Below are 18,739 nucleotides of genomic sequence, written 5' to 3'. Positions count from 1 at the left end.
CTCCCGGCCACCTCCCGCCCCACCTGTTCCGCGACGGGACTGCCTACCGTCTCTTTGGCAGGGCCTAGACTCCCGTGCGTACAGACCGTCGAACAGGTTGAGGGAGCGAGGGGCGGACGTGGCGGACGTGCCGGGACCGACCGTTCTCGCGTCGGACTACTTCCAGAGCTACTCAGTGGTCGGACTGCTCGCCCTGGTGGGCGTGTTGTTCGTCGCCGTCGCCTTCGGGGCCGGCCGGCTGCTGAGGCCCGTGGTCCCGACGCCGGAGAAACTCCTCACGTACGAGTGCGGCGTCGACCCCGTGGGCGAGGGCTGGGCCCACACACAGGTTCGCTATTACGTGTACGCCTTCCTGTACGTGATCTTCGCCGTCGACTCGATCTTCCTCTTCCCCTGGGCGACCGTGTTCGCGGCTCCGGGATACGGGGCGACGACGCTGGTGGAGATGTTCATCTTCCTCGGCTTCCTGGCCGTGGGACTGCTCTACGCATGGAAGAAGGGCGTCCTCGAATGGACGTGACGAGCCGGTCGAACCCCGAACCCCCCGTCCTGCTGCCCGAGCCGAAGAGGCTCGGGGTGCTGTCCCGGCTCGCGCCCGAGCCGATGAAGGTGGTCCTCAACTGGGGCCGCCGCTACAGCCTGTGGGTCTTCAACTTCGGCCTCGCCTGCTGCGCCATCGAATTCATCGCGGCCTCCATGGCGCGCCACGACTTCATCCGGCTCGGTGTCATCCCCTTCGCACCCGGCCCCCGGCAGGCCGACCTGATGGTCGTCTCCGGCACGGTGACGGACAAGATGGCCCCGGCCGTGAAGCGGCTCTACGAGCAGATGCCCGAACCGAAGTACGTCATCTCCTTCGGCGCCTGCTCCAACTGCGGCGGACCGTACTGGGATTCGTACTCCGTGACGAAGGGCGTCGACCAGATCATCCCCGTCGACGTCTACGTGCCCGGCTGCCCTCCGCGTCCCGAGGCGCTCCTCCAGGGAATCCTCAAGCTCCAGGAGAAGATCGCCCGCGAGTCGCTCGCCGAGCGGTACGCCTCCGAGGACACGCCCCGCCCCTCGGCCGCCGCCCTGCGCAGCGGACTGGTGGCAGCTCCGAAGACCCCCGGGGAGGAGCGGAAGTGACCGCCTCGGAGACCTACGACCGGCTGCCCGACGCCGTCACCGACGTCTTCGGCGCGGACGCCACCGCGGCGCACGCGTACGACCTGCTCACCGTGGACGTCCCCGCCGCCTCCTGGACCGAGGCCCTGGAAACGGCCCGCGACGTGCTGGGCTGCACCTACTTCGACTGGCTGAGCGCCGTCGACGAACCGGGCACCGGCTTCCGCGTCTGCGCCCACGTCGCCGCACTCGGCGACGGAACGGTGCGACGCCTGCTGCTCCGTACGACCGTCCCGCACGATGCCGCCGTCCTGCCGACCGCCGTGGGCGTCTACGCGGGCGCCGCCTGGCACGAGCGCGAGACGCACGAGATGTTCGGCATCGGCTTCGAGGACCACCCCCATCTGGTCCCGCTGCTGCTGCCGGACACCTTCGAGGGCCATCCGCTGCGCAAGGACTTCGTCCTGGCCGCCCGGGTCGCCAAGGCCTGGCCGGGGGCGAAGGAACCGGGGGAGTCGGAACACGGCGGCCCCAAGCGGCGCACGATGCTGCCGCCCGGAGTGCCCGACCCGAACGAGTGGGGCCCGCTCAAGGGGCAGCTCCCGCCCGCCACGGCGCGGCCCGCCCGAGGAGCCCGCGCGGCCGGCGACCGCCCGGTGCGCCGGGCGCGCAGCGTGACCGAGGGCTCGGCGGCGCAGCGGCCGGACGCCCCGGAGACCCCGCAGGCGGCTCCGCCGCGTCGCACCCGCAGCGCCTCCCAGGGCTCGGCGAGCCAGGCCACCGGCCCGGCGCCCGTGTCTCCGGCAGCCACGCCCTCCCCGGGCGGGTCCGAAGCGGCTGCTCCGGATTCGGGGACCACGGATGCCGGCGCCTCGCGGGGCGGCGACACGGGCCGCGCGAAGCGTGCGGCGGGCAGCGCGGACGCACCCTGGCACGACGCGCAGCCGGCGTTCGCCAACGCACCGAAGGACCCGGGCCCGAAGCGGCCTGCGGCGGAGGGGCCTGCGGCGGAGGGGCCTGCGGCGGAGGGGCCCGCCCAGGAGCGGCCCGTGCCGAAGCGGCCCGTACCGGCAGAAGCCGAGCGGGCGGCAAGACCTGAGCCCGAGTCCGAGCAGCCGCCAGTGTCCGAGCAGCCGCCGGGGTCCGAGGCGGAGCAGCCCTCGGCGTCCGGAGCCGACTCCGGGGCCGACTCCGAGGCCCGCCCCGCCGCCGATCCGGATCCCGCCGATCCGGATCCCGCCGTCGAGCCGGATTCCGGCTCAGGCTCTGATTCCGGCTCCGACTCCGCCTCCCGGGCCGACCGTTCCCCCGGGCCCGACCGTTCCCCCGGACCCGACCGTTCCTCCGGGCCCGACCGACCCGCCGGAGGCGATACCGCGTGAACGACGTACTCGACGTCGCCCTCCGCCTCGTCATCGTCTTCGCCGTGTTCATGGTGGTCCCCCTCGTCGTGGGACAGGCCGAGCACAAGGTCATGGCCCACATGCAGGGCCGCCTCGGCCCGATGTACGCGGGCGGATTCCACGGCTGGGCCCAGCTCGTCGCGGACGGGGTCAAGTTCGCACAGAAGGAAGACGTCGTACCGGCCGACGCGGACCGCCGCATCTTCCAGCTGGCGCCCGCCGTGGCCCTGCTCCCGTACCTCCTCGTGATCCTCGCCATCCCGATCGGCCCCAGCGAGGGAGCGGTCGGCCAGGTCATCGACGCCGGCATCTTCTTCGTGCTGGCCGTCATGGGCGTCGGCGTACTCGGCTCGTTGATGGCGGGCTGGGCCTCGGCCAACAAGTTCTCCCTCCTCGGCGGTCTTCGGACCGCCGCGCAGCTGCTCGCCTACGAACTGCCGATGCTGCTCGCCGCCGCATCCGTGGCCATGGCGGCCGGTACCGTCTCGCTCCCCGGCATCCTCAACGCCTTCGAGTGGTGGTGGCTGCCCTGGCAGATCGTCGGTGCCCTGGTCTTCTTCGTGGCGGGGCTGGCCGAACTCCAGCGCCCGCCCTTCGACATGCCGGTCGCCGACTCCGAGATCATCTTCGGCGCGTACACCGAGTACACGGGCCTCCGCTTCGCCCTGTTCCTGCTCGCCGAGTACGCGGGCATCGTCGTCCTGTGCGGTCTGACGACCGTTCTCTTCCTCGGCGGATGGCACGGACCGTTCGGCGAGGACGGGCTCGGCTGGGTGTGGACCCTGCTCAAGACCGGCGTGCTCGCGTTCGTCGTCATCTGGCTCCGGGTCACCTACCCCCGCCTGCGCGAGGACCAGCTGCAGAAGCTTGCCTGGACCACGCTCATCCCCCTCGCCCTCGCGCAGATCGCGCTCACCGGCATCGTGAAGGTGGCGATCAACTAGTGCCCCCGATCCCCGGCTCAGGCCTGGCCAAGGGCCTCGCCGTCACCCTGCGGACCATGACGAAGCGCACCGTCACCGCGCAGTACCCGGACGTCCAGCCCGAACTCCCGCCCCGCACCCGGGGCGTCATCGGACTGTTCGAGGAGAACTGCACGGTCTGCATGCTCTGCGCCCGTGAATGCCCCGACTGGTGCATCTACATCGACTCCCACAAGGAGACGACGCCCCCGGCCGCTCCCGGCGGCCGCGAGCGCAGCCGCAACGTCCTGGACCGCTTCGCGATCGACTTCGCCCTGTGCATGTACTGCGGTATCTGCATCGAGGTGTGTCCCTTCGACGCGCTGTTCTGGTCGCCCGAGTTCGAGTACGCGGAGACGGACATCCATGAACTGACCCACGAGCGCGACAAGCTCCGTGAGTGGATGTGGACCGTCCCCGAACCGCCCGCGCTCGACCCCGGGGCCGAGGAGCCCAAGGAGATCGCCGCCGCGCGCAAGACGGCGGACAAGCTCCAGGCCCAGGAGGAACGGGAGGCCCAGGAGGCCCGCGAGGCCCGCGATGCCCAGGGACCGGCGGAAGACCGCTCGGACCGGGCAGCGGGACAGGAGGGGCAGGAGTGATCCTCTCGGCCACCGCCGGCCACCCCGGCTTCCTCTCACCGACCGGCGTCGAGATCGCCTTCCTCCTGGTCGGGCTCGCCACCTTCGGCGCAGCCGTCGTCACCGTCACGACCAAGCAGCTCGTGCACGCCGCACTCTGGCTCGTCGTGGCGCTCGGCGGCATCGCGGTGGAGTACCTCCTGCTCACCGCCGAGTTCATCGCGTGGGTGCAGGTCCTGATCTACGTCGGTTCCGTCGTGGTCCTCCTCCTCTTCGGGCTGATGCTCACCAGAGCCCCCATCGGCCGCTCCCCGGACGCCGACTCGGGCAACCGGTGGATGGCGCTCGGAGCCTCGGTCCCCGCGGCGGGCGCGCTCGTCTGGGTCGTCGTGGACGCCTTCCGCACGACCTGGATCGACCTGGACGGTCCCGCCCAGGGCTCCACCAAGGCCTCGGGCGAGTTCCTCTTCCGTAACTGGGTCCTCCCCTTCGAAGCGCTCTCCGTCCTGCTGCTCGCCGCGCTGGTGGGGGCGATCGTCCTGTCCCGCAAGGACCGTCAGGACCGCAAGGACCGCAAGGACCGCAAGGACCGTCCGGACCGAAGCGACGGGCGCACGGCCGGGCAGGTCCGCCCGGACACCCGGGCCCGTCGAACCGGCCCCGACCGCACGGAACGGCCGGCCGCCGACCGGGAGGACAACAGCTGATGCACCTCGCCTATCCGGCCGTCCTCGCCGTCCTCCTCTTCTGCACCGGGCTCTACGGGGTGCTCGCCCGCCGCAACGCGATCCTCGTCCTGATGTCCGTCGAGCTCATGCTCAACGCCGTCAACCTCAACCTGGTCGCCTTCGACGTCTGGCTCCGCGACGCACTCCACGGGGGACAGGCGCTGACCCTCTTCACGATCGCCATCGCCGCGGCCGAGATCGGCATCGGCCTCGCGATCGTCCTGGCGGTGTACCGCAACCGCGGCAGCTCGGACATCGACAGCCTCCGCGACACCGCGGAGACCGACGACGCCGAGACGCTCCCCGACGAGGTCGACGCCGACGCCGTCCGGGACACCACCGCAGACCAGGCCACTGCTCCGGCAGGGAAGGCAAAGAAGGCAGAGGCCACCGCGTGACCACCACGACCCTCGCCGTCCTCGTCCCCCTCCTCCCCTTCCTGGGGGCCGCCGCAGGGCTCCTCCTGGGCCGGACCGCGCCCGGATTCGTCCGCCCCCTGGCGGTGCTGCCGACCCTCGCCGCCGCCGTCCTCGCCGTCCTCGTCGCGTCACGCCAGGGCGGCGGCCGGCCCATCGACGCCGCGACCCAGCTGACCCCCACGGGCTCGGTCCCGATCGACCTGGCCCTGCACCTGGACGGTTTCGCCGTCCTGGTCGCCGTCCTCGTGGGGCTCGTCGCCACCTGCGTCCAGGTCTACTCGACCGCGTACCTCAAGGACGACGCCCGCTACCCCTCCTACGCGGCCCTCGTCTCCCTCTTCACCTCCGCGATGCTGCTCGTCGTCTACTCCGGCGACCTCATGGTGCTCCTGGTCGGCTGGGAGATCATGGGCATCTGCTCGTACTTCCTGGTCGGCCACTACTGGGAGACCCCCGAGGCACGCGCGGCCTCCCTCAAGGCATTCCTCGTCACCAAGCTCGGCGACGTTCCCTTCCTCATCGGCCTGTTCGCGCTCGCCGCGGACACCGGCACTTTCCGCATCACCGGCATCCTGGCCGCCGTGAACAACGGCGGGCTCGATCACCCCACCCTCATCGCCCTGCTGCTTCTCGCCGGAGTCGCCGGCAAGTCCGCGCAGTTCCCCCTGCACACCTGGCTGCCCGACGCGATGGCCGGCCCCACCCCCGTCTCCGCGCTGATCCACGCCGCGACGATGGTCGCCGCCGGCATCTACTTCGTCGCCCGGCTCCTCCCCGTCTTCGCGGCCTCCGCCGCCGCCCTCGTCGTCCTCGCCGCGATGGCCGCCGTCACGATGATCGGCTCCGGACTCGCCGCACTGGCACAGGACGACATCAAGCGCGTGCTCGCCTACTCGACGATCGGCCAGCTCGGCTACATGTCCGGCGCCCTGGCCGTCGGCGACCGCGGAGCCGCCGTCTTCCACCTCCTCTCGCACGGTGCGTTCAAGGCCGTCCTGTTCCTCTCGGCCGGTGTGGTCATCCACGCGGCGGGCACCAACTCACTCGCCGCCATGTCCCGCATGAGCGGGCTGACCAAGCGCATCCCCGACGCCTTCTGGACGATGACCGTCGCGCTCCTCGCGCTCGCCGCCATCCCCCCGTTCGCCGGCTTCTTCTCCAAGGAAGCCGTCCTCGTCGCCGCCGAGCACACCGCCTTCGGCGACCGCGACGTCGCTCCGGCCGCGGCCGGCTGGCTGGTCCTCGTCGCCGGACTCACCGCCGCGGTCCTCACCGCCGCCTACGCCACCCGGCTCTGGCTCCTCGCCTTCCGGGGGCGCGGCCCCGAGGTCGCCGACCACGGCAGGCAGCCCGCCGCGATGACATCCGTCCTCTGGGTCCTGGCCGTCCCCACGATCGCCTTCGGTCTCACCACCGGCGTCCTCGTCGACTGGTTCGACGGACACAGCCTCACCCCCTCCCTCACGACCGCCGTCCTCTCCACCGGCGTCGGACTCGTCGGCGGGCTCGTCACCTACGGGGCGTGGCGCCACACCACGGCGCACGCCGAACGCCCCCCGGTCGGCGCGGTCGCCGCCCACCCCGACGCCGAACCCGCCCTGGTGGAGGCCGAGGCGATCACCTCGCACACCGCGGCGTACGGCACCATCGCGGGCGCCCCGGACCCGTCCGACCCCGGCAGGCTGCTACTGGGCCCGCTGCACCGCCACGCGGTCACCGGCTTCCACCTCGACGCCCTGTACACGGCACTGTTCGTCCGCCCGACGGCCGCCGCCGCACAGCTGGTGCGCTTCCTGGACCGTGAGGTGGTCGACACCTACGTGCGCGGCTCGGGCGGGATCGCCCGCGGACTGGGCACCCTGGTCCGCCGCGCCCAGACCGGCAACGTGCAGACCTATCTGGGAGCGTTGCTCGCCGGATCCCTCGTCCTGGCGATCGCCGCCGTCGTCCTTGCCAACGTCTACGCCGGGGCGTGAGCCGTGTTCGATATCAGCGCATCCGTGATGCAGTTCCTTCTGGCGTTCGTCGTCGTCGCCCCGCTCCTCGGCGCTGTCGCCGCGCTCCTGCCCGCCCCGCCCGGGCTCAAGGGCCGGAACCCCGACCAGGCCGTGCTCCGCCACGGCGTGACCGTCACCGGCGCCGTGCTCCTCGCCGTGCTCGTCCTCGCCGCGGGCTTCGACCACGACCACCCGTCGAAGATGCAGGCCACCACGGACATCAGCTGGATCCCGGCACTCGACGTCCGGATCCACCTCGGCACCGACGGCATCTCGCTCCCCCTTCTCGTGCTGACCGCGCTGCTGACCTTCCTCTGCGCGCTCCACAGCTACTTCAAGCCCCCCGCAGGCCCCTCCCCGAAGGCCTTCGTCGCGCTCGTCCTCCTCCTCGAGTCCGGCACCCTCGCGACCTTCGCCGTCCTCGACCTGCTGCTGTTCTTCCTGGCCTTCGAGATGGTCCTCATCCCGATGTACTTCCTCATCGCCCGCTGGGGCGGCGACCGGAAGCAGCCCGCCGCCTGGAAGTTCATCCTCTACACCCTGCTCGGCTCCGTGATCATGCTGTTGGGGCTGCTCCTCATCGGACTGGAGAGCGGCACCTTCGACATGGTGGCACTCGCCACTGACAACGGCCGCGGCCTCACCACGTCCGTGCAGGTCGTCGCCGTACTGGCGGTCGGCCTCGGGCTCGCCGTGAAGACCCCGATGTGGCCCCTGCACAGCTGGCTGCCCGACGCCCACACCGCGGCCCCGACCGTCGGCTCCGTGCTCCTCGCCGGCGTCCTGCTGAAGATGGGCACGTACGGGTTCGTCCGCATCCTGCTCCCCGTCACGCCCGACGGGATGCAGACCTTCGCGCCGTACCTCGCGGCGTTCGCGGTCGTCGGGATCATCTACGGATCCCTGGCCTGCCTCGCCCTCGCCCGCCCCGGAGCCAAGGGCGACCTCAAGCGCCTGATCGCCTACTCCTCCGTCGGCCACATGGGCTTCGTGCTCCTCGGCATCGCGACGATGACCCCCACCGGCGTGAACGGCGCACTCTTCGCGAACATCGCCCACGGCCTCATCACCGGACTGCTGTTCTTCCTGGTCGGCGCGGTCAAGGACCGCTACGGCACCGCCGACCTGGACACCCTGGCAGGGGCGACCGGAGCCGCCCTCTACGGCCGCGCACCCCGGCTCGGCGGCCTCCTCGCCTTCGCCGCCGTCGCCTCGCTCGGACTCCCCGGTCTCGCCGGATTCTGGGGCGAGATGCTCACGCTGTTCGGCGCGTTCGACCCCGCCGAGGGCCTCAGCCGCCCCGCCTTCCTCACCTACATGTCCATCGGCGCCCTCGGCACCCTGCTCACGGCCGCGTACATGCTGATCGTCGTACGCCGCGTCTGCATGGGCGAGCAGCGCGAGCAGCCCCACCCGGTCGACGACGTCCGGCGTCACGAACTCGCCGCCTGGACCCCGCTCGCCGCCCTGACCGTCCTCGCCGGACTGTGGCCCGCCGTCCTCCTCGGCCTCACCGACCCGGCCGTTCAGAAGCTCCTCGCAGGAGGCAAGTCGTGACCGTGGCAGCCGACAGCGCACCCGGGGCGGCGAGCCTCGTCCAGTCCGTCGACTGGCTCGCGATCGCACCCCCCGTCATCGCGGCGTCCGTGGCCCTGATCGTCCTCGTCGCCGACCTGTTCGTGGGCGAACGGCACAAGCCGCTCCTCGGCTACGGGGCCGTCGCCGGGCTCGTCGCCGCACTCGCGACGCTCGTCCCGCTGCGGGCCGGCGACCGCTCCACCTTCTGCCTCACCGACGGTTCCCAGGCCTGCAGCTACACCGCCGACCACTTCGCGCTCGTCATCCAGGCCCTCGTGCTCGGCGGAGCCCTGCTCACCGCGCTGCTCTCGGTCGGCGACACCCGCAAGCTCCCCGCCGGCGAGTTCTGGTTCCTGCTGCTGGCCTCCGCGGCGGGCGCAGCGCTGCTGCCCGCGGCCCGGGACCTCGCCACCCTCGTCGTCGCCCTCGAAGTCGCCTCGCTCCCCGCCTTCGCGCTCGTCGGCATCAAGCGCGGCGACCGGCGCTCCTCCGAAGCGGCCCTGAAGTTCTTCCTCTCCTCCGTCGTCGCCACCGCCGTCATGCTCCTCGGCGTCAGCTTCGTCTACGCGACGACCGGGACCATGCACCTCACGGAGATCGCCGCCCGCCTGGACGACGTACCGGGCAGGTTGTCCACGCTCGCCGAGGCGGGCGTCGTGCTCACCCTCGTCGGCTTCGCCTTCAAGACGGCCGCGGCGCCGTTCCACTTCTGGGTCCCCGACACCTACGTGGGAGCGCCGCTTCCCATCGCCGCCTACCTCTCGGTCGTCGGCAAGGCGGTCGGCTTCTCCGGCCTCGTCCTCGTCACGGTGATCGGCTTCCCCTCGTACGCCGACGTCTGGGGGCCCTCGCTGGCCGTCCTCGCCGCGCTCACCATGACCGTCGGCAACGTCGCCGCGCTCCGGCAGACCGCCACCCGCGCCCGCAGCGCCGTACGCCTCCTCGCCTGGTCGTCCGTCGGCCAGGCCGGCTACCTCCTCGTCCCGATCGCCGCCGCCGCGTACTCCAGCGACGAGCAGATCGGCTCCACCGTCGCCTACGCCCTGATGTACGCCGTCGTGAACCTCGGTGCCTTCGCCGTGGCCGCCCTGGTCGCCCGTAGCCACCCCGGCAACCGCCTGAGCGACTACCGCGGCCTGTACGCCACCCGCCCCCTGGCCGCCCTAGCCATGGGCTTCTTCCTGCTCTGCCTCGCGGGCCTGCCGCCGGGCGTCATCGGCCTCTTCGCCAAGGTCACGGTCTTCTCCGCGGCCGTCGACGCCGGCCTCGGCTGGCTCGCCGTCGTCATGGCCGTCAACGTGGTGATCGCGCTCTACTACTACCTCCGGTGGACCGCCGCCCTCTTCACGGCCCCGGAGGCCGGCACGCAGTCCGGGACGGCGCCCCAGGGACCCGGCCACCGGGTCCCTGCCCCGCTCACCCTGGCGATCGTGCTCACCGCCGTAGCCGGAATCACACTGTCCGGCGCCCCCCAGCTCATCCTGCGCTTCGCGGCCGTCAGCCTCTTCTGACCGGCGCCGGACGGCGCCGACCGGCTTGCCCGTGCACCCGCGCACAGGGCATGGTCTTGCGTGCACCGGTCACGTAACCGTGCACCGGCCACGTCACGGAGCAGGCAGGACGAGTACGCGTGCAACGCGTGCGAGAAGAGCACAGAGGAGCCAGAGCGGTGCTGAACGGTTTCAAGGACTTCATCCTTCGCGGGAACGTCATTTCCATGGCCATCGGCCTCGCCGTCGGAGCAGCCTTCACCGCCGTCGTCACCGGCTTCAGCAACGCGTTCATCGTGCCGCTGATCGGCCTCTTCACCCGGGGTACGGGCGACTTCAGCAAGGCCTCGTACACCGTCGACGGCGTGAAGTTCCCCTTCGGCCTGTTCATCAGCGCCGCCATCGCCTTCATCATCACCGCGGCGGTCCTCTACTTCCTGGTCGTGATGCCCATGGCCAAGGTCCAGAACCGCTTCACGGCCAAGGCGGAGGAGGAGAAGGCGGACATCAAGGCCGCCCTGCGCGACTGCCCCCGCTGCTTCACCGAGATCCCCTCCATCGCCACCCGCTGCGCGCACTGCACCAGCGACGTCGAGCCGGACGCGGAAGCCCGCGCGCTCGCGGGACTGCCCGCCCAGCGCTGACGCACCGCCGCGAGGACCCCAGCCGCCCCGCGGCCGGGAGACCACCCGTACGGCCCAGGGGCGGATCCGACCGGATCCGCCCCTTCTGCCTGTGCCCCCGGCCACCTCGCACAAGGGAACTAGCTCCCTCCGCCTCGCGTTGACCAGTACGGGAGGCTCCACTGGGAGTGGAGCACCACCGAGCAAGGGTTCCCCTGCTGCACCACTTAGGAGGGCGTACCGTGCACCGCCGGCACAACGGGCTGAAAACCGCTGTACTCCTCGGGGGCCTCTCGGCCCTCATCATCGTCATCGGCAGCTTCTTCGGACGGACCGGCCTCGTCGTGGCCGTCCTCGTCGCGCTCGCCACCAACGCCTACGCGTACTGGAACAGCGACAAGCTCGCCCTGCGCGCCATGCGGGCCCGCCCGGTCAGCGAGTTCGAGGCCCCTCAGCTCTACCGCACCGTGCGCGAGCTCTCGACGGCGGCCCGCCAGCCCATGCCCCGGCTCTACATCTCCCCGACCCAGGCACCCAACGCCTTCGCCACCGGCCGGAACCCGCGCAACGCCGCCGTGTGCTGCACCGAGGGGATCCTCCAGATGCTCGACGAGCGCGAACTGCGCGGTGTCCTCGGCCACGAGCTGAGCCATGTCTACAACCGCGACATCCTCATCTCGTCCGTCGCGGGAGCCCTCGCCTCGGTCGTCATGTTCCTGGTCAACTTCGCCTGGCTCATCCCCGTGGGCCGGTCCGACGACGACGACGGCCCCGGCCTTCTGGGAATGCTCCTCGTCATGATCCTCGGCCCGCTCGCCGCCTCGGTGATCCAGCTCGCCGTGAGCCGGTCCCGCGAGTACCAGGCCGACGCGTCCGGGGCCCAGCTGACCGGCGACCCCCTCGCCCTGGCGTCCGCGCTGCGCAAGCTCGACGCCGGGACCAAACAGCTTCCGCTCCCACCCGAACCACGGATCGAGACCGCGAGTCACATGATGATCGCGAACCCGTTCCGTCCCGGCCAGGGCATGTCCAAGATGTTCTCCACCCACCCGCCCATGGCCGACCGCATCGCCCGACTCGAGCAGATGGCAGGGTACCGACCGTGAAGACAATCCTGAACGTCATATGGCTGGTCCTGTGCGGACTCTGGATGTTCCTCGGCTACATCGCCGCGGGGCTCCTGCTCTGCATTACGATCATCGGAATCCCCTTCGGCGTGGCCGCGTTCCGCATCGGCGTCTACGCCCTCTGGCCCTTCGGCTACACCGTCGTCGACCGTCATGACGCCGGGGGCGGCTCCCTCGTCGGCAACGTCCTGTGGGTGATCCTGGCCGGCTGGTGGCTCGCGCTCGGCCACATCTTCACCGGCATCGCCCTGTGCGTCACGATCATCGGGATCCCGCTGGGCATCGCGAACTTCAAGCTCATCCCCGTCTCACTGATGCCCTTCGGCAAGGAGATCGTCCGCACCGACGAGCCGTTCGCCACCCGCTGACGGGACGACCCGGCCGCAACCCACCCGCCCACGCAGGCGTCTTGGCTTGCAGGAACAAGTGACGGGTAGGAACGCGAACATGAGCATCATCAGCTGGATCATCCTCGGGCTGCTGGCCGGAGCCATAGCCAAATTTCTGCTGCCGGGCCGCGACCCCGGCGGGATCGTGGGCACCACCCTCATCGGGATCGTGGGCGCCTTCCTGGGCGGCTGGCTGTCGTCCCAGTTCCTCGACCGCCCCATCAGCACGGACTTCTACGACACGGCCACCTGGGTGGCGGCCATCGCCGGATCCCTGGTCCTGCTGATCGCCTACCGGCTGCTCTTCGGCAACTCCCGCGACCGCCGCTGACCCGCGCCCGCACAACCCGCGCACACGGCGACGGGGCGGGCCGTGCCACCCGGCACGCCCCGCCCCGCCCGCGAACACGCCGCACGCGGCAGCGAACGCTCTACCGGTAGTTGGCGAACTGCACCGCGAAGTCGAGGTCCTTGCCCTTGATCAGCGCCTGCACCGCCTGCAGGTCGTCCCGGCTCTTGGAGCTGACCCGCAGTTCCTCGCCCTGGACCTGCGCCTTGACACCCTTCGGGCCCTCGTCCCGGATGATCTTCGCCACCTTCTTGGCGTTCTCCTGGGAGATGCCCTCCTCGATCGTGGCGAAGATCTTGTACTCCTTGCCGGAAAGCTGCGGCTCACCCGCGTCCAGCGACTTCAGGGAGATCCCGCGCTTGATCAGCTTGGACTGGAAGATGTCGAGGATCGCCTTGACCCGCTCCTCGCCGTTCGCCTCCATCAGGATCTTCTCGCCGGACCAGGAGATCGACGCGCCCGTGCCCTTGAAGTCGTAGCGCTGGGAGATCTCCTTGGCGGCCTGGTTGAGGGCGTTGTCGACCTCCTGCCGCTCGACCTTCGAGACGATGTCGAAACTGGAGTCGGCCATGACGTGTGGCTCCTTGCGTCGTATGCGTTGGGTACGGCACAAAGCCTAGCCACCCGCGCCCGCGACAGGTGCTGATCAACCGGGTGGCGTAGCACCCCCGGGTATCGGGTATCGTTTACGACGTCGCCGAGGAACCCTCACGGGATCCGAGGCGTCGTTCCAGGCGGTGTGCCCGAGTGGCCAAAGGGAGCAGACTGTAAATCTGCCGGCTCAGCCTACCCAGGTTCGAACCCTGGCGCCGCCACAGGACGGGAAACCCCGTCCGACCTGCTTAAATGCCAGGTCGGGCGGGGTTTTTTCGTGCGCGGGGCGCGCCGAGGTCAGGGGTGTTCGAAGAACTGCAGCACCCCGCCGACGGAGAAGCAGAGCGCTCCCGTGAGAGTGCCCCAGTCGGCGATGTCGATGTTCAGGACGCCTCCCGTGGCGGGGCGGGTGAAGTCGGCCAGTGCCGAGGCCATGAAGAGAGCCGAGCCGAGTTGGTTGACCGCGACGATCCACCAGCCGAGATCCCGTGGGAGTGCGCGCGGCCGGCCGTGGCAGACCTCCACCAGGGCCAGATGTCCTGAGACGAGGAAGATGGTGCAGCCGATCAGGTCGGGGGCCCAGACCAGCTCGTTCTCCTGCTGCACCGAGAGTCCCTGCAGCAGGGAGCCGACCAGATTGACGCCGAACACCAGCGTTCCCACGAACAGCAGGAAGGTGCTCAGCCAGTCGATCCGGCCGGGCTCGTAGCTCCACCAGCGCCAGTGCCGTGTGGCGAGCGAGGCGCTCGTACTGTCCTGGCGAGGGGCGTTGACCGCCTGGAGCAGTGACGCGTAGCCGCCCGCGTTGAAGAACAGACCGCCGGCGAAGTAGATCCAGGCTCCCGTCGCATCGACAGGGCCGAACTGTGCCACCGCGGCCCCGAGGACGAACAGGCCCCCTCCGACGGCGAAGGCTCCGGCGGCAACGGCATTGAGGGTGCGCAGCCGGCCCACCGAAACGGTGTCCGCGCTGCGGGACCGGGCCTCCGTCTCGCCCGCGGCCAGGACAGTGAGCAGGCCGCGCTTGCGTGCCCGCCGTGATTCCCAGACAGCGGTGCTTCCGTCGTCGAGGTGCCAGGTCAGCCGGGTCGTGAACGGCCCTGCGCCCTCGGCGGTCTCCTCGGTTCGGCTCACCTGACGACTCCAGCTTTTTGACGGGCTTTCATATCGATCAGGACGGTTTCGACCTCTATTGCGTGCGGACTGGGCCGAACTGTCGAGGGATGGTGCCGCACTCCCGGACTCGTCAGGCGGATTCGTGTCCGGCTTCGGCAGGGCGCCGCAGCAGGTAGACCCCGGCGCACGTGACCAGGACGCCCATGCAGGCGATGAAGACCAGCCCCGCGTCCTGGAGTCCGATGTGGTCGGACAGGACACCCACGCCGATCACCGGCAGGGAGATGCCCGCGTACGCCACCACGAACAGCGTCGAGATCACCGCCGCCCGCCGGTCCGCTGGCGAGGCGGCTGCCACCTGGGCAAGAGCCGCTCTGAAGGCCAGCCCCTGACCCGCGCCGCCGAGGACGGCGCTCAGGATCACCAGGGGCAGCAGTTGCCACCACAACGCCCCCGCGAGCAGCGCCAGTCCGCCCAGGAGGCCCGCGCAGCCGAGCGGAAGCGACCGGCGCTCACCGATCCGGCCGACCGCCGACTGCCCGGCGATCGAGGCGAAGAAGGCCAGCGCGACGACCAGCCCGCTCACCGCGTGGTTGTCCACGTCCAGAAAACGGGACAGGAGCGCCGGACTGACCGAGGTGAACACCCCGAAGAGCGCGAAGCCGACGAACGAGGCGAGCGCGGCGGGTCCGAACACCGCCCTGACCTCGGGCGGCAGCCCCGGCTTCTGCGGGCGGACGGTGCTCAGCGGCCGTCGCTCGCGCACGGTCTCGCGCAGGCCCAGGAGCACGGCCGCCGAAACGGCCAGCAGCACCAGGTGCACGGCGAAAGGCAGGTAGAGCGGCCAGGGGGCGTACTGGGCGAGGAACCCGGCGATCAGCGGCCCGCACCCCAGACCGCCCATGTTGGCAGCCGTCGCGACCAGGGAGGCCCGGGGCGAGCCCTTGCCGGGCGCCAGCTCCATGACGTACGCGGTCGCCGCCCCGGTGAACAGCCCGGCCGACAGGCCCGACAGGAGCCGACCCACGTAGAGCCAGCCCAGAGCGGTGGCGCAGAGGAAGCAGACGGCGCTCGCCGCCGCGCAGGCCAGCCCCCAGAGCAGCACGGGGCGTCGGCCCACCGTGTCGGAGGCGTTCCCCGCAAGCAGCAGCACCCCGATGACGCCGAAGGCGTACACGGCGTACACCACGGTCACCGTCAGCTCGGAGAACCCGAGCTCGTCCTGGTACAGGCTGTAGAGCGGGGTCGGCAGGGTGGTCCCCGCCATGCACACGGCGAACACCGCCCCGCTGAGAAAGCAGGGGAGCCAACCTCGGCGAGCAGAGCCACCGTCCATGCCGCCGACGCTATCCCGCGGACACCCCGCCACACCGGAACGCCTCGCTCCATATGGCCCCGGCCCGCTGGCCCCGGCACATGAGGGCGCCCGGCCGAATCACCCGGCCCAGGCACCCCGGCACGCCTGGCTCAAGCGCTGTGAAGGGCCTGAGCCAGGCAGGCCGAAAACGGCGCGGCTCCGACCGGAGCGTCCGGGGCGTACGGCCCGGCTCAGTTCCCCGCGATGTCCTTCACCGCGACCGTCACGGGCTTGTTCCCGCTGATGAGTTCCAGCGTGAGACCCGCCGTCGCCGGGGTGTCCAGCAGCTCCACCAGCACCGCCGCCACGTCGTCACGGGGGATCGGGCCACGGCCCGTGGAGGCGGCGAGCTGGATCTGTCCGGTGCCGGCGTCGTTCGTCAGCATCCCGGGGCGCAGGATCGTCCAGTCCAGGCCGCTCCTGGACTGGACGTACGCGTCCGCCTCGCCCTTCGCCCGCTGGTAGACGTCGAAGACCTCCTCGCCCCGGTTGTCCGGGTCGGCACCCATGGAGGACACCACGACGTAGCGGCGTACTCCCGCCCGTTCCGCGGCGTCCGCGAACAGCACGGCCGCTCCTCGGTCCACCGTGTCCTTGCGCGCCGAGCCGCTGTCGGGGCCCGCTCCGGCCGCGAAGACCACCGCGTCGGCCCCGCGCAGTACCTCCGCCGTCTCCTCGACCGACGCCGATTCGAGGTCGAGGACGACGGGCTCGGCGCCCGCCTCTCTCAGGTCGTCACTCTGCTGCGGGTTGCGGATGACGCCCACCGCCTCGTCACCGCGCGCGGCGAGCAACCGCTCGAGCCGCAGCGCGATCTGACCATGTCCACCTGCAATGACAATGCGCATGTATCCGACCGTACGCCGCGCGGCCCGCTCGCGCTCAAGGCCCGCCGCCGGAACCGGAATCGGCCCGTCCCTGCCGGGGGAGACCGAGGGCCGCAGCCGCGGCCCCGGAGTCCAGGTACTCGCGTACGGCACTGGTCCGCGCGACCACGCGTCCGCGGTGCACCACGATCCTGCTGTACGCGAGGGAGAGCGCCCCGGCCAGGTCGTCCCCGCGCACGGCGAGCAGCTCGGCGGGGAAGCCGGCCTCGACGCGCACCCCGGGCAGCCCCAGCGCCGCCCTGGCGGCTCCCGAGACCGCGTCGTAGGCGCTCCCGGGGGCGATGCCCTCCTGCGAGGCCAGCAGATACGCCGCCTCCAGGGGGTCCGCCCGCCCGACAGGGTTGGAGGCGTCACGCAGGGCCCCGCTGCCCGCGGCCACCCGCACCCCGGCGGCGCGCAGCAGCCCCACGGGCGGGGTTCCGCGGATCCCGGCGCAGGAGCAGCCTCCCTGGGGCAGGCAGACGACGGTCACGGCCGCCGCGGCGAGCCGGTCGGCTGTACGGGCCGCCTCGTCGCGGGGAAGCCGTGAGAGGCCCGCACAGGGGCCGAGGCAGAGGCCGGGACGGAACCCTTTGGCCATGGCGGCCAGCCGGGCCAGCCGGGCCGGGGCCTCGCCGTCCGTGTGCAGGTCGACGGGGCGGCCCCGGTCCGCCGCGAGTGCGAGCACGGTCTCGGCGTAGCCGGCCGGATCGGGGTCGAGGTCGGGGCGGCCGCCGATCACGCCCGCGCCCATGTCCACGGCGTCCCGGAGCGCGGCGAGACCGTCCGCGCCCGCGACGCCCGTGAGGAGCCGGGGGACGGCCACGACGGTCAGTTCGGTGAGTCCGCGCAGGGAACGGCTCGCGGCCAGGACCCCCTCCAGGGCGGCGAGGCCCTGTGCGCCGCCGACCCGCACATGGGCGCGCAGCGCGGTCGTCCCGTGGCCGAGCTGGAGCAGCGCCGCCTCGGTGGCGCGACGCCGGACGTCCTCGGCCCGGTGCGACGGCGGGCCTCCCGGGGGGCCGGTGAGCGCCGTGTCGGCGTGGGCGTGTGGTTCGGCGGGGGCCGGCAGCAGAAGGTGACCGCGCAGGTCCAGGCGCGTTCCCCGGTTGGTGAGGCTGCCCGCCGTCCCGACCGCCTCGATGTGCCGTCCGGCGATGCGCACGTCGACGAGGCGTCCGTCCGTCAGCCGCGCCCCGCCGAGGAGCAGCGGGGGCGCGTCACCGGTGTTCTCGGGCATCGCGCCGCTCCTGGAGGACATGCAAGATCACGCAGGGTGCGCCGAGCCTAGGCGCGGGCCGGTCCCGCTCAGAGGAAGGCCGAATTAGTCGTACGAATGTGGCCTCGTTCGGCAGGCGTGGGGAGGAGTGCCGCCGAGGCGCGTGAGGCCGCTCCCGGAGTCGGCGTACAGGCTGATCAAGAGCCTGATCAGGGGGTCGGCCGCAGGGAGCGTACGGGGGCGGCAGGGGCCCCGGAACGACCGCCCGAAACGGATTTGGGGGATCGGCGACAGACCGTGTAATGTCTTCCTCGCTCGCCCCAATAGCTCAGTCGGTAGAGCGTCTCCATGGTAAGGAGAAGGTCTGCGGTTCGATTCCGCATTGGGGCTCTGGTGATCGAGTGAACCCGCTTCGGCGGGGGATCTCGGCATCAAAGCGGTGTAGCTCAGTCGGTAGAGCAAGCGGCTCATAATCGCTGTGTCACCGGTTCAAGTCCGGTCACCGCTACTAACGGTAGCCGATTGTTGGGTCGGTCCTTCGATCGGCTACTCTTTCATGCGTTCATCCGTCCCATCCGTCCAAGGAGCACTCACGTGGCTGCCACCGACGTCCGCCCGAAGATCACGCTGGCCTGCGTGGAGTGCAAGGAGCGGAACTACATCACCAAGAAGAACCGGCGTAACAACCCGGACCGTCTTGAGATGAAGAAGCACTGCCCGCGCTGCAACTCGCACACCGCGCACCGCGAAACGCGCTGAAAAAGGCTCGTACACGAGGCCGTCCCCACTGGGGGCGGCCTCGTGTCGTTTTATGTGGTGGCTAGGGCCGATCTT

General features: G+C 71.1%; 20 protein-coding genes and 3 tRNA genes. 18 read left to right on the top strand and 5 right to left on the bottom strand.

Annotated elements, in window-relative coordinates:
- Positions 1-118 precede the first annotated feature (118 nt).
- From IA22_RS0115445 to IA22_RS0115380, 14 genes are all read left to right on the top strand, one after another.
- Positions 119-520 carry an NADH-quinone oxidoreductase subunit A gene (locus IA22_RS0115445; protein WP_014154653.1) on the top strand — a complete coding sequence of 134 codons (402 nt, stop codon included), beginning with the start codon at positions 119-121 and terminating at the stop codon, positions 518-520.
- Positions 511-1,128, top strand: a complete 618-nt coding sequence (locus IA22_RS0115440; protein ID WP_014154652.1) for an NADH-quinone oxidoreductase subunit B — start codon at positions 511-513, stop codon at positions 1,126-1,128. Before IA22_RS0115445 ends, IA22_RS0115440 begins: the two co-directional genes overlap by 10 nt.
- Positions 1,125-2,489: an NADH-quinone oxidoreductase subunit C gene (locus IA22_RS0115435; RefSeq protein ID WP_030123917.1), complete on the top strand. Its 1,365-nt coding sequence runs from the start codon at positions 1,125-1,127 to the stop codon at positions 2,487-2,489. Before IA22_RS0115440 ends, IA22_RS0115435 begins: the two co-directional genes overlap by 4 nt.
- Entirely contained in the window at positions 2,486-3,454 is a 969-nt protein-coding gene (locus IA22_RS0115430) for a complex I subunit 1/NuoH family protein (protein WP_014154650.1), read from the top strand. The genes IA22_RS0115435 and IA22_RS0115430 overlap by 4 nt, the downstream gene beginning before the upstream one ends.
- Positions 3,454-4,074, top strand: a complete 621-nt coding sequence (locus IA22_RS0115425) for a NuoI/complex I 23 kDa subunit family protein (RefSeq protein ID WP_014154649.1) — start codon at positions 3,454-3,456, stop codon at positions 4,072-4,074. Before IA22_RS0115430 ends, IA22_RS0115425 begins: the two co-directional genes overlap by 1 nt.
- Positions 4,071-4,760 (top strand): NADH-quinone oxidoreductase subunit J family protein, encoded by a 690-nt coding sequence (locus IA22_RS0115420; protein ID WP_030123916.1) that lies wholly within the window; start codon positions 4,071-4,073, stop codon positions 4,758-4,760. The genes IA22_RS0115425 and IA22_RS0115420 overlap by 4 nt, the downstream gene beginning before the upstream one ends.
- Entirely contained in the window at positions 4,760-5,179 is a 420-nt protein-coding gene (gene nuoK, locus IA22_RS0115415) for an NADH-quinone oxidoreductase subunit NuoK (protein ID WP_014154647.1), read from the top strand. Before IA22_RS0115420 ends, nuoK begins: the two co-directional genes overlap by 1 nt.
- Positions 5,176-7,176, top strand: a complete 2,001-nt coding sequence (locus tag IA22_RS0115410) for an NADH-quinone oxidoreductase subunit 5 family protein (protein WP_030123915.1) — start codon at positions 5,176-5,178, stop codon at positions 7,174-7,176. The genes nuoK and IA22_RS0115410 overlap by 4 nt, the downstream gene beginning before the upstream one ends.
- Before the next feature lie 27 nt (positions 7,177-7,203).
- Positions 7,204-8,754 (top strand): complex I subunit 4 family protein, encoded by a 1,551-nt coding sequence (locus tag IA22_RS0115405; RefSeq protein WP_030123914.1) that lies wholly within the window; start codon positions 7,204-7,206, stop codon positions 8,752-8,754.
- Complete coding sequence (locus tag IA22_RS0115400) at positions 8,751-10,286, top strand: NADH-quinone oxidoreductase subunit N (protein WP_030123913.1); 1,536 nt, start codon at positions 8,751-8,753, stop codon at positions 10,284-10,286. Before IA22_RS0115405 ends, IA22_RS0115400 begins: the two co-directional genes overlap by 4 nt.
- Positions 10,287-10,444: 158 nt before the next feature.
- Positions 10,445-10,909 (top strand): large conductance mechanosensitive channel protein MscL, encoded by a 465-nt coding sequence (mscL, locus tag IA22_RS0115395; protein ID WP_014154643.1) that lies wholly within the window; start codon positions 10,445-10,447, stop codon positions 10,907-10,909.
- Positions 10,910-11,130: 221 nt separating this feature from the next.
- Positions 11,131-11,994, top strand: coding sequence for a zinc metalloprotease HtpX (htpX, locus tag IA22_RS0115390; RefSeq protein WP_030123912.1), 864 nt, complete (start codon positions 11,131-11,133; stop codon positions 11,992-11,994).
- Entirely contained in the window at positions 11,991-12,383 is a 393-nt protein-coding gene (locus tag IA22_RS0115385; protein ID WP_014154641.1) for a YccF domain-containing protein, read from the top strand. Before htpX ends, IA22_RS0115385 begins: the two co-directional genes overlap by 4 nt.
- A gap of 79 nt (positions 12,384-12,462) precedes the next feature.
- On the top strand, positions 12,463-12,735 hold the full coding sequence (locus IA22_RS0115380; protein WP_014154640.1) for a GlsB/YeaQ/YmgE family stress response membrane protein: 273 nt from the start codon (positions 12,463-12,465) through the stop codon (positions 12,733-12,735).
- A gap of 100 nt (positions 12,736-12,835) precedes the next feature.
- Here the strand turns inward: IA22_RS0115380 and IA22_RS0115375 are convergent, their stop codons facing one another.
- Positions 12,836-13,324, bottom strand: a complete 489-nt coding sequence (locus IA22_RS0115375; RefSeq protein WP_014154639.1) for a YajQ family cyclic di-GMP-binding protein — start codon at positions 13,322-13,324, stop codon at positions 12,836-12,838.
- 162 nt (positions 13,325-13,486) lie between these two features.
- Here IA22_RS0115375 and IA22_RS0115370 point away from each other — a divergent pair.
- A tRNA-Tyr gene (locus tag IA22_RS0115370) sits at positions 13,487-13,568 on the top strand.
- Between the two features lie 76 nt (positions 13,569-13,644).
- Here IA22_RS0115370 and IA22_RS0115365 read toward each other — a convergent pair.
- The 4 genes from IA22_RS0115365 to IA22_RS0115350 form a co-directional block, all read right to left on the bottom strand.
- Complete coding sequence (locus IA22_RS0115365; protein WP_030123911.1) at positions 13,645-14,481, bottom strand: hypothetical protein; 837 nt, start codon at positions 14,479-14,481, stop codon at positions 13,645-13,647.
- Positions 14,482-14,593: 112 nt separating this feature from the next.
- The gene (locus tag IA22_RS0115360; protein WP_014154614.1) at positions 14,594-15,799 is read right to left on the bottom strand and encodes an MFS transporter; all 1,206 of its coding nucleotides are present in this window, start codon (positions 15,797-15,799) and stop codon (positions 14,594-14,596) included.
- A gap of 212 nt (positions 15,800-16,011) precedes the next feature.
- On the bottom strand, positions 16,012-16,668 hold the full coding sequence (locus tag IA22_RS0115355) for an SDR family oxidoreductase (protein WP_030123910.1): 657 nt from the start codon (positions 16,666-16,668) through the stop codon (positions 16,012-16,014).
- 34 nt (positions 16,669-16,702) lie between these two features.
- Positions 16,703-17,926, bottom strand: coding sequence for an amidohydrolase family protein (locus IA22_RS0115350; protein ID WP_038272300.1), 1,224 nt, complete (start codon positions 17,924-17,926; stop codon positions 16,703-16,705).
- A 296-nt stretch (positions 17,927-18,222) separates the two neighbouring features.
- Between IA22_RS0115350 and IA22_RS0115345 the strand changes: the two genes are divergently transcribed.
- From IA22_RS0115345 to rpmG, 3 genes are all read left to right on the top strand, one after another.
- Positions 18,223-18,295: transfer RNA gene (locus IA22_RS0115345), tRNA-Thr, on the top strand.
- A 45-nt stretch (positions 18,296-18,340) separates the two neighbouring features.
- A tRNA-Met gene (locus IA22_RS0115340) sits at positions 18,341-18,413 on the top strand.
- 86 nt (positions 18,414-18,499) lie between these two features.
- Entirely contained in the window at positions 18,500-18,664 is a 165-nt protein-coding gene (gene rpmG / locus IA22_RS0115335; RefSeq protein WP_003956487.1) for a 50S ribosomal protein L33, read from the top strand.
- Positions 18,665-18,739: the final 75 nt, after the last annotated feature.

It is taken from the genome of Kitasatospora papulosa, assembly GCF_000717245.1.
Lineage (GTDB): Bacteria > Actinomycetota > Actinomycetes > Streptomycetales > Streptomycetaceae > Streptomyces > Streptomyces papulosus.
This window is presented reverse-complemented; position numbering and strand designations above follow the sequence as displayed.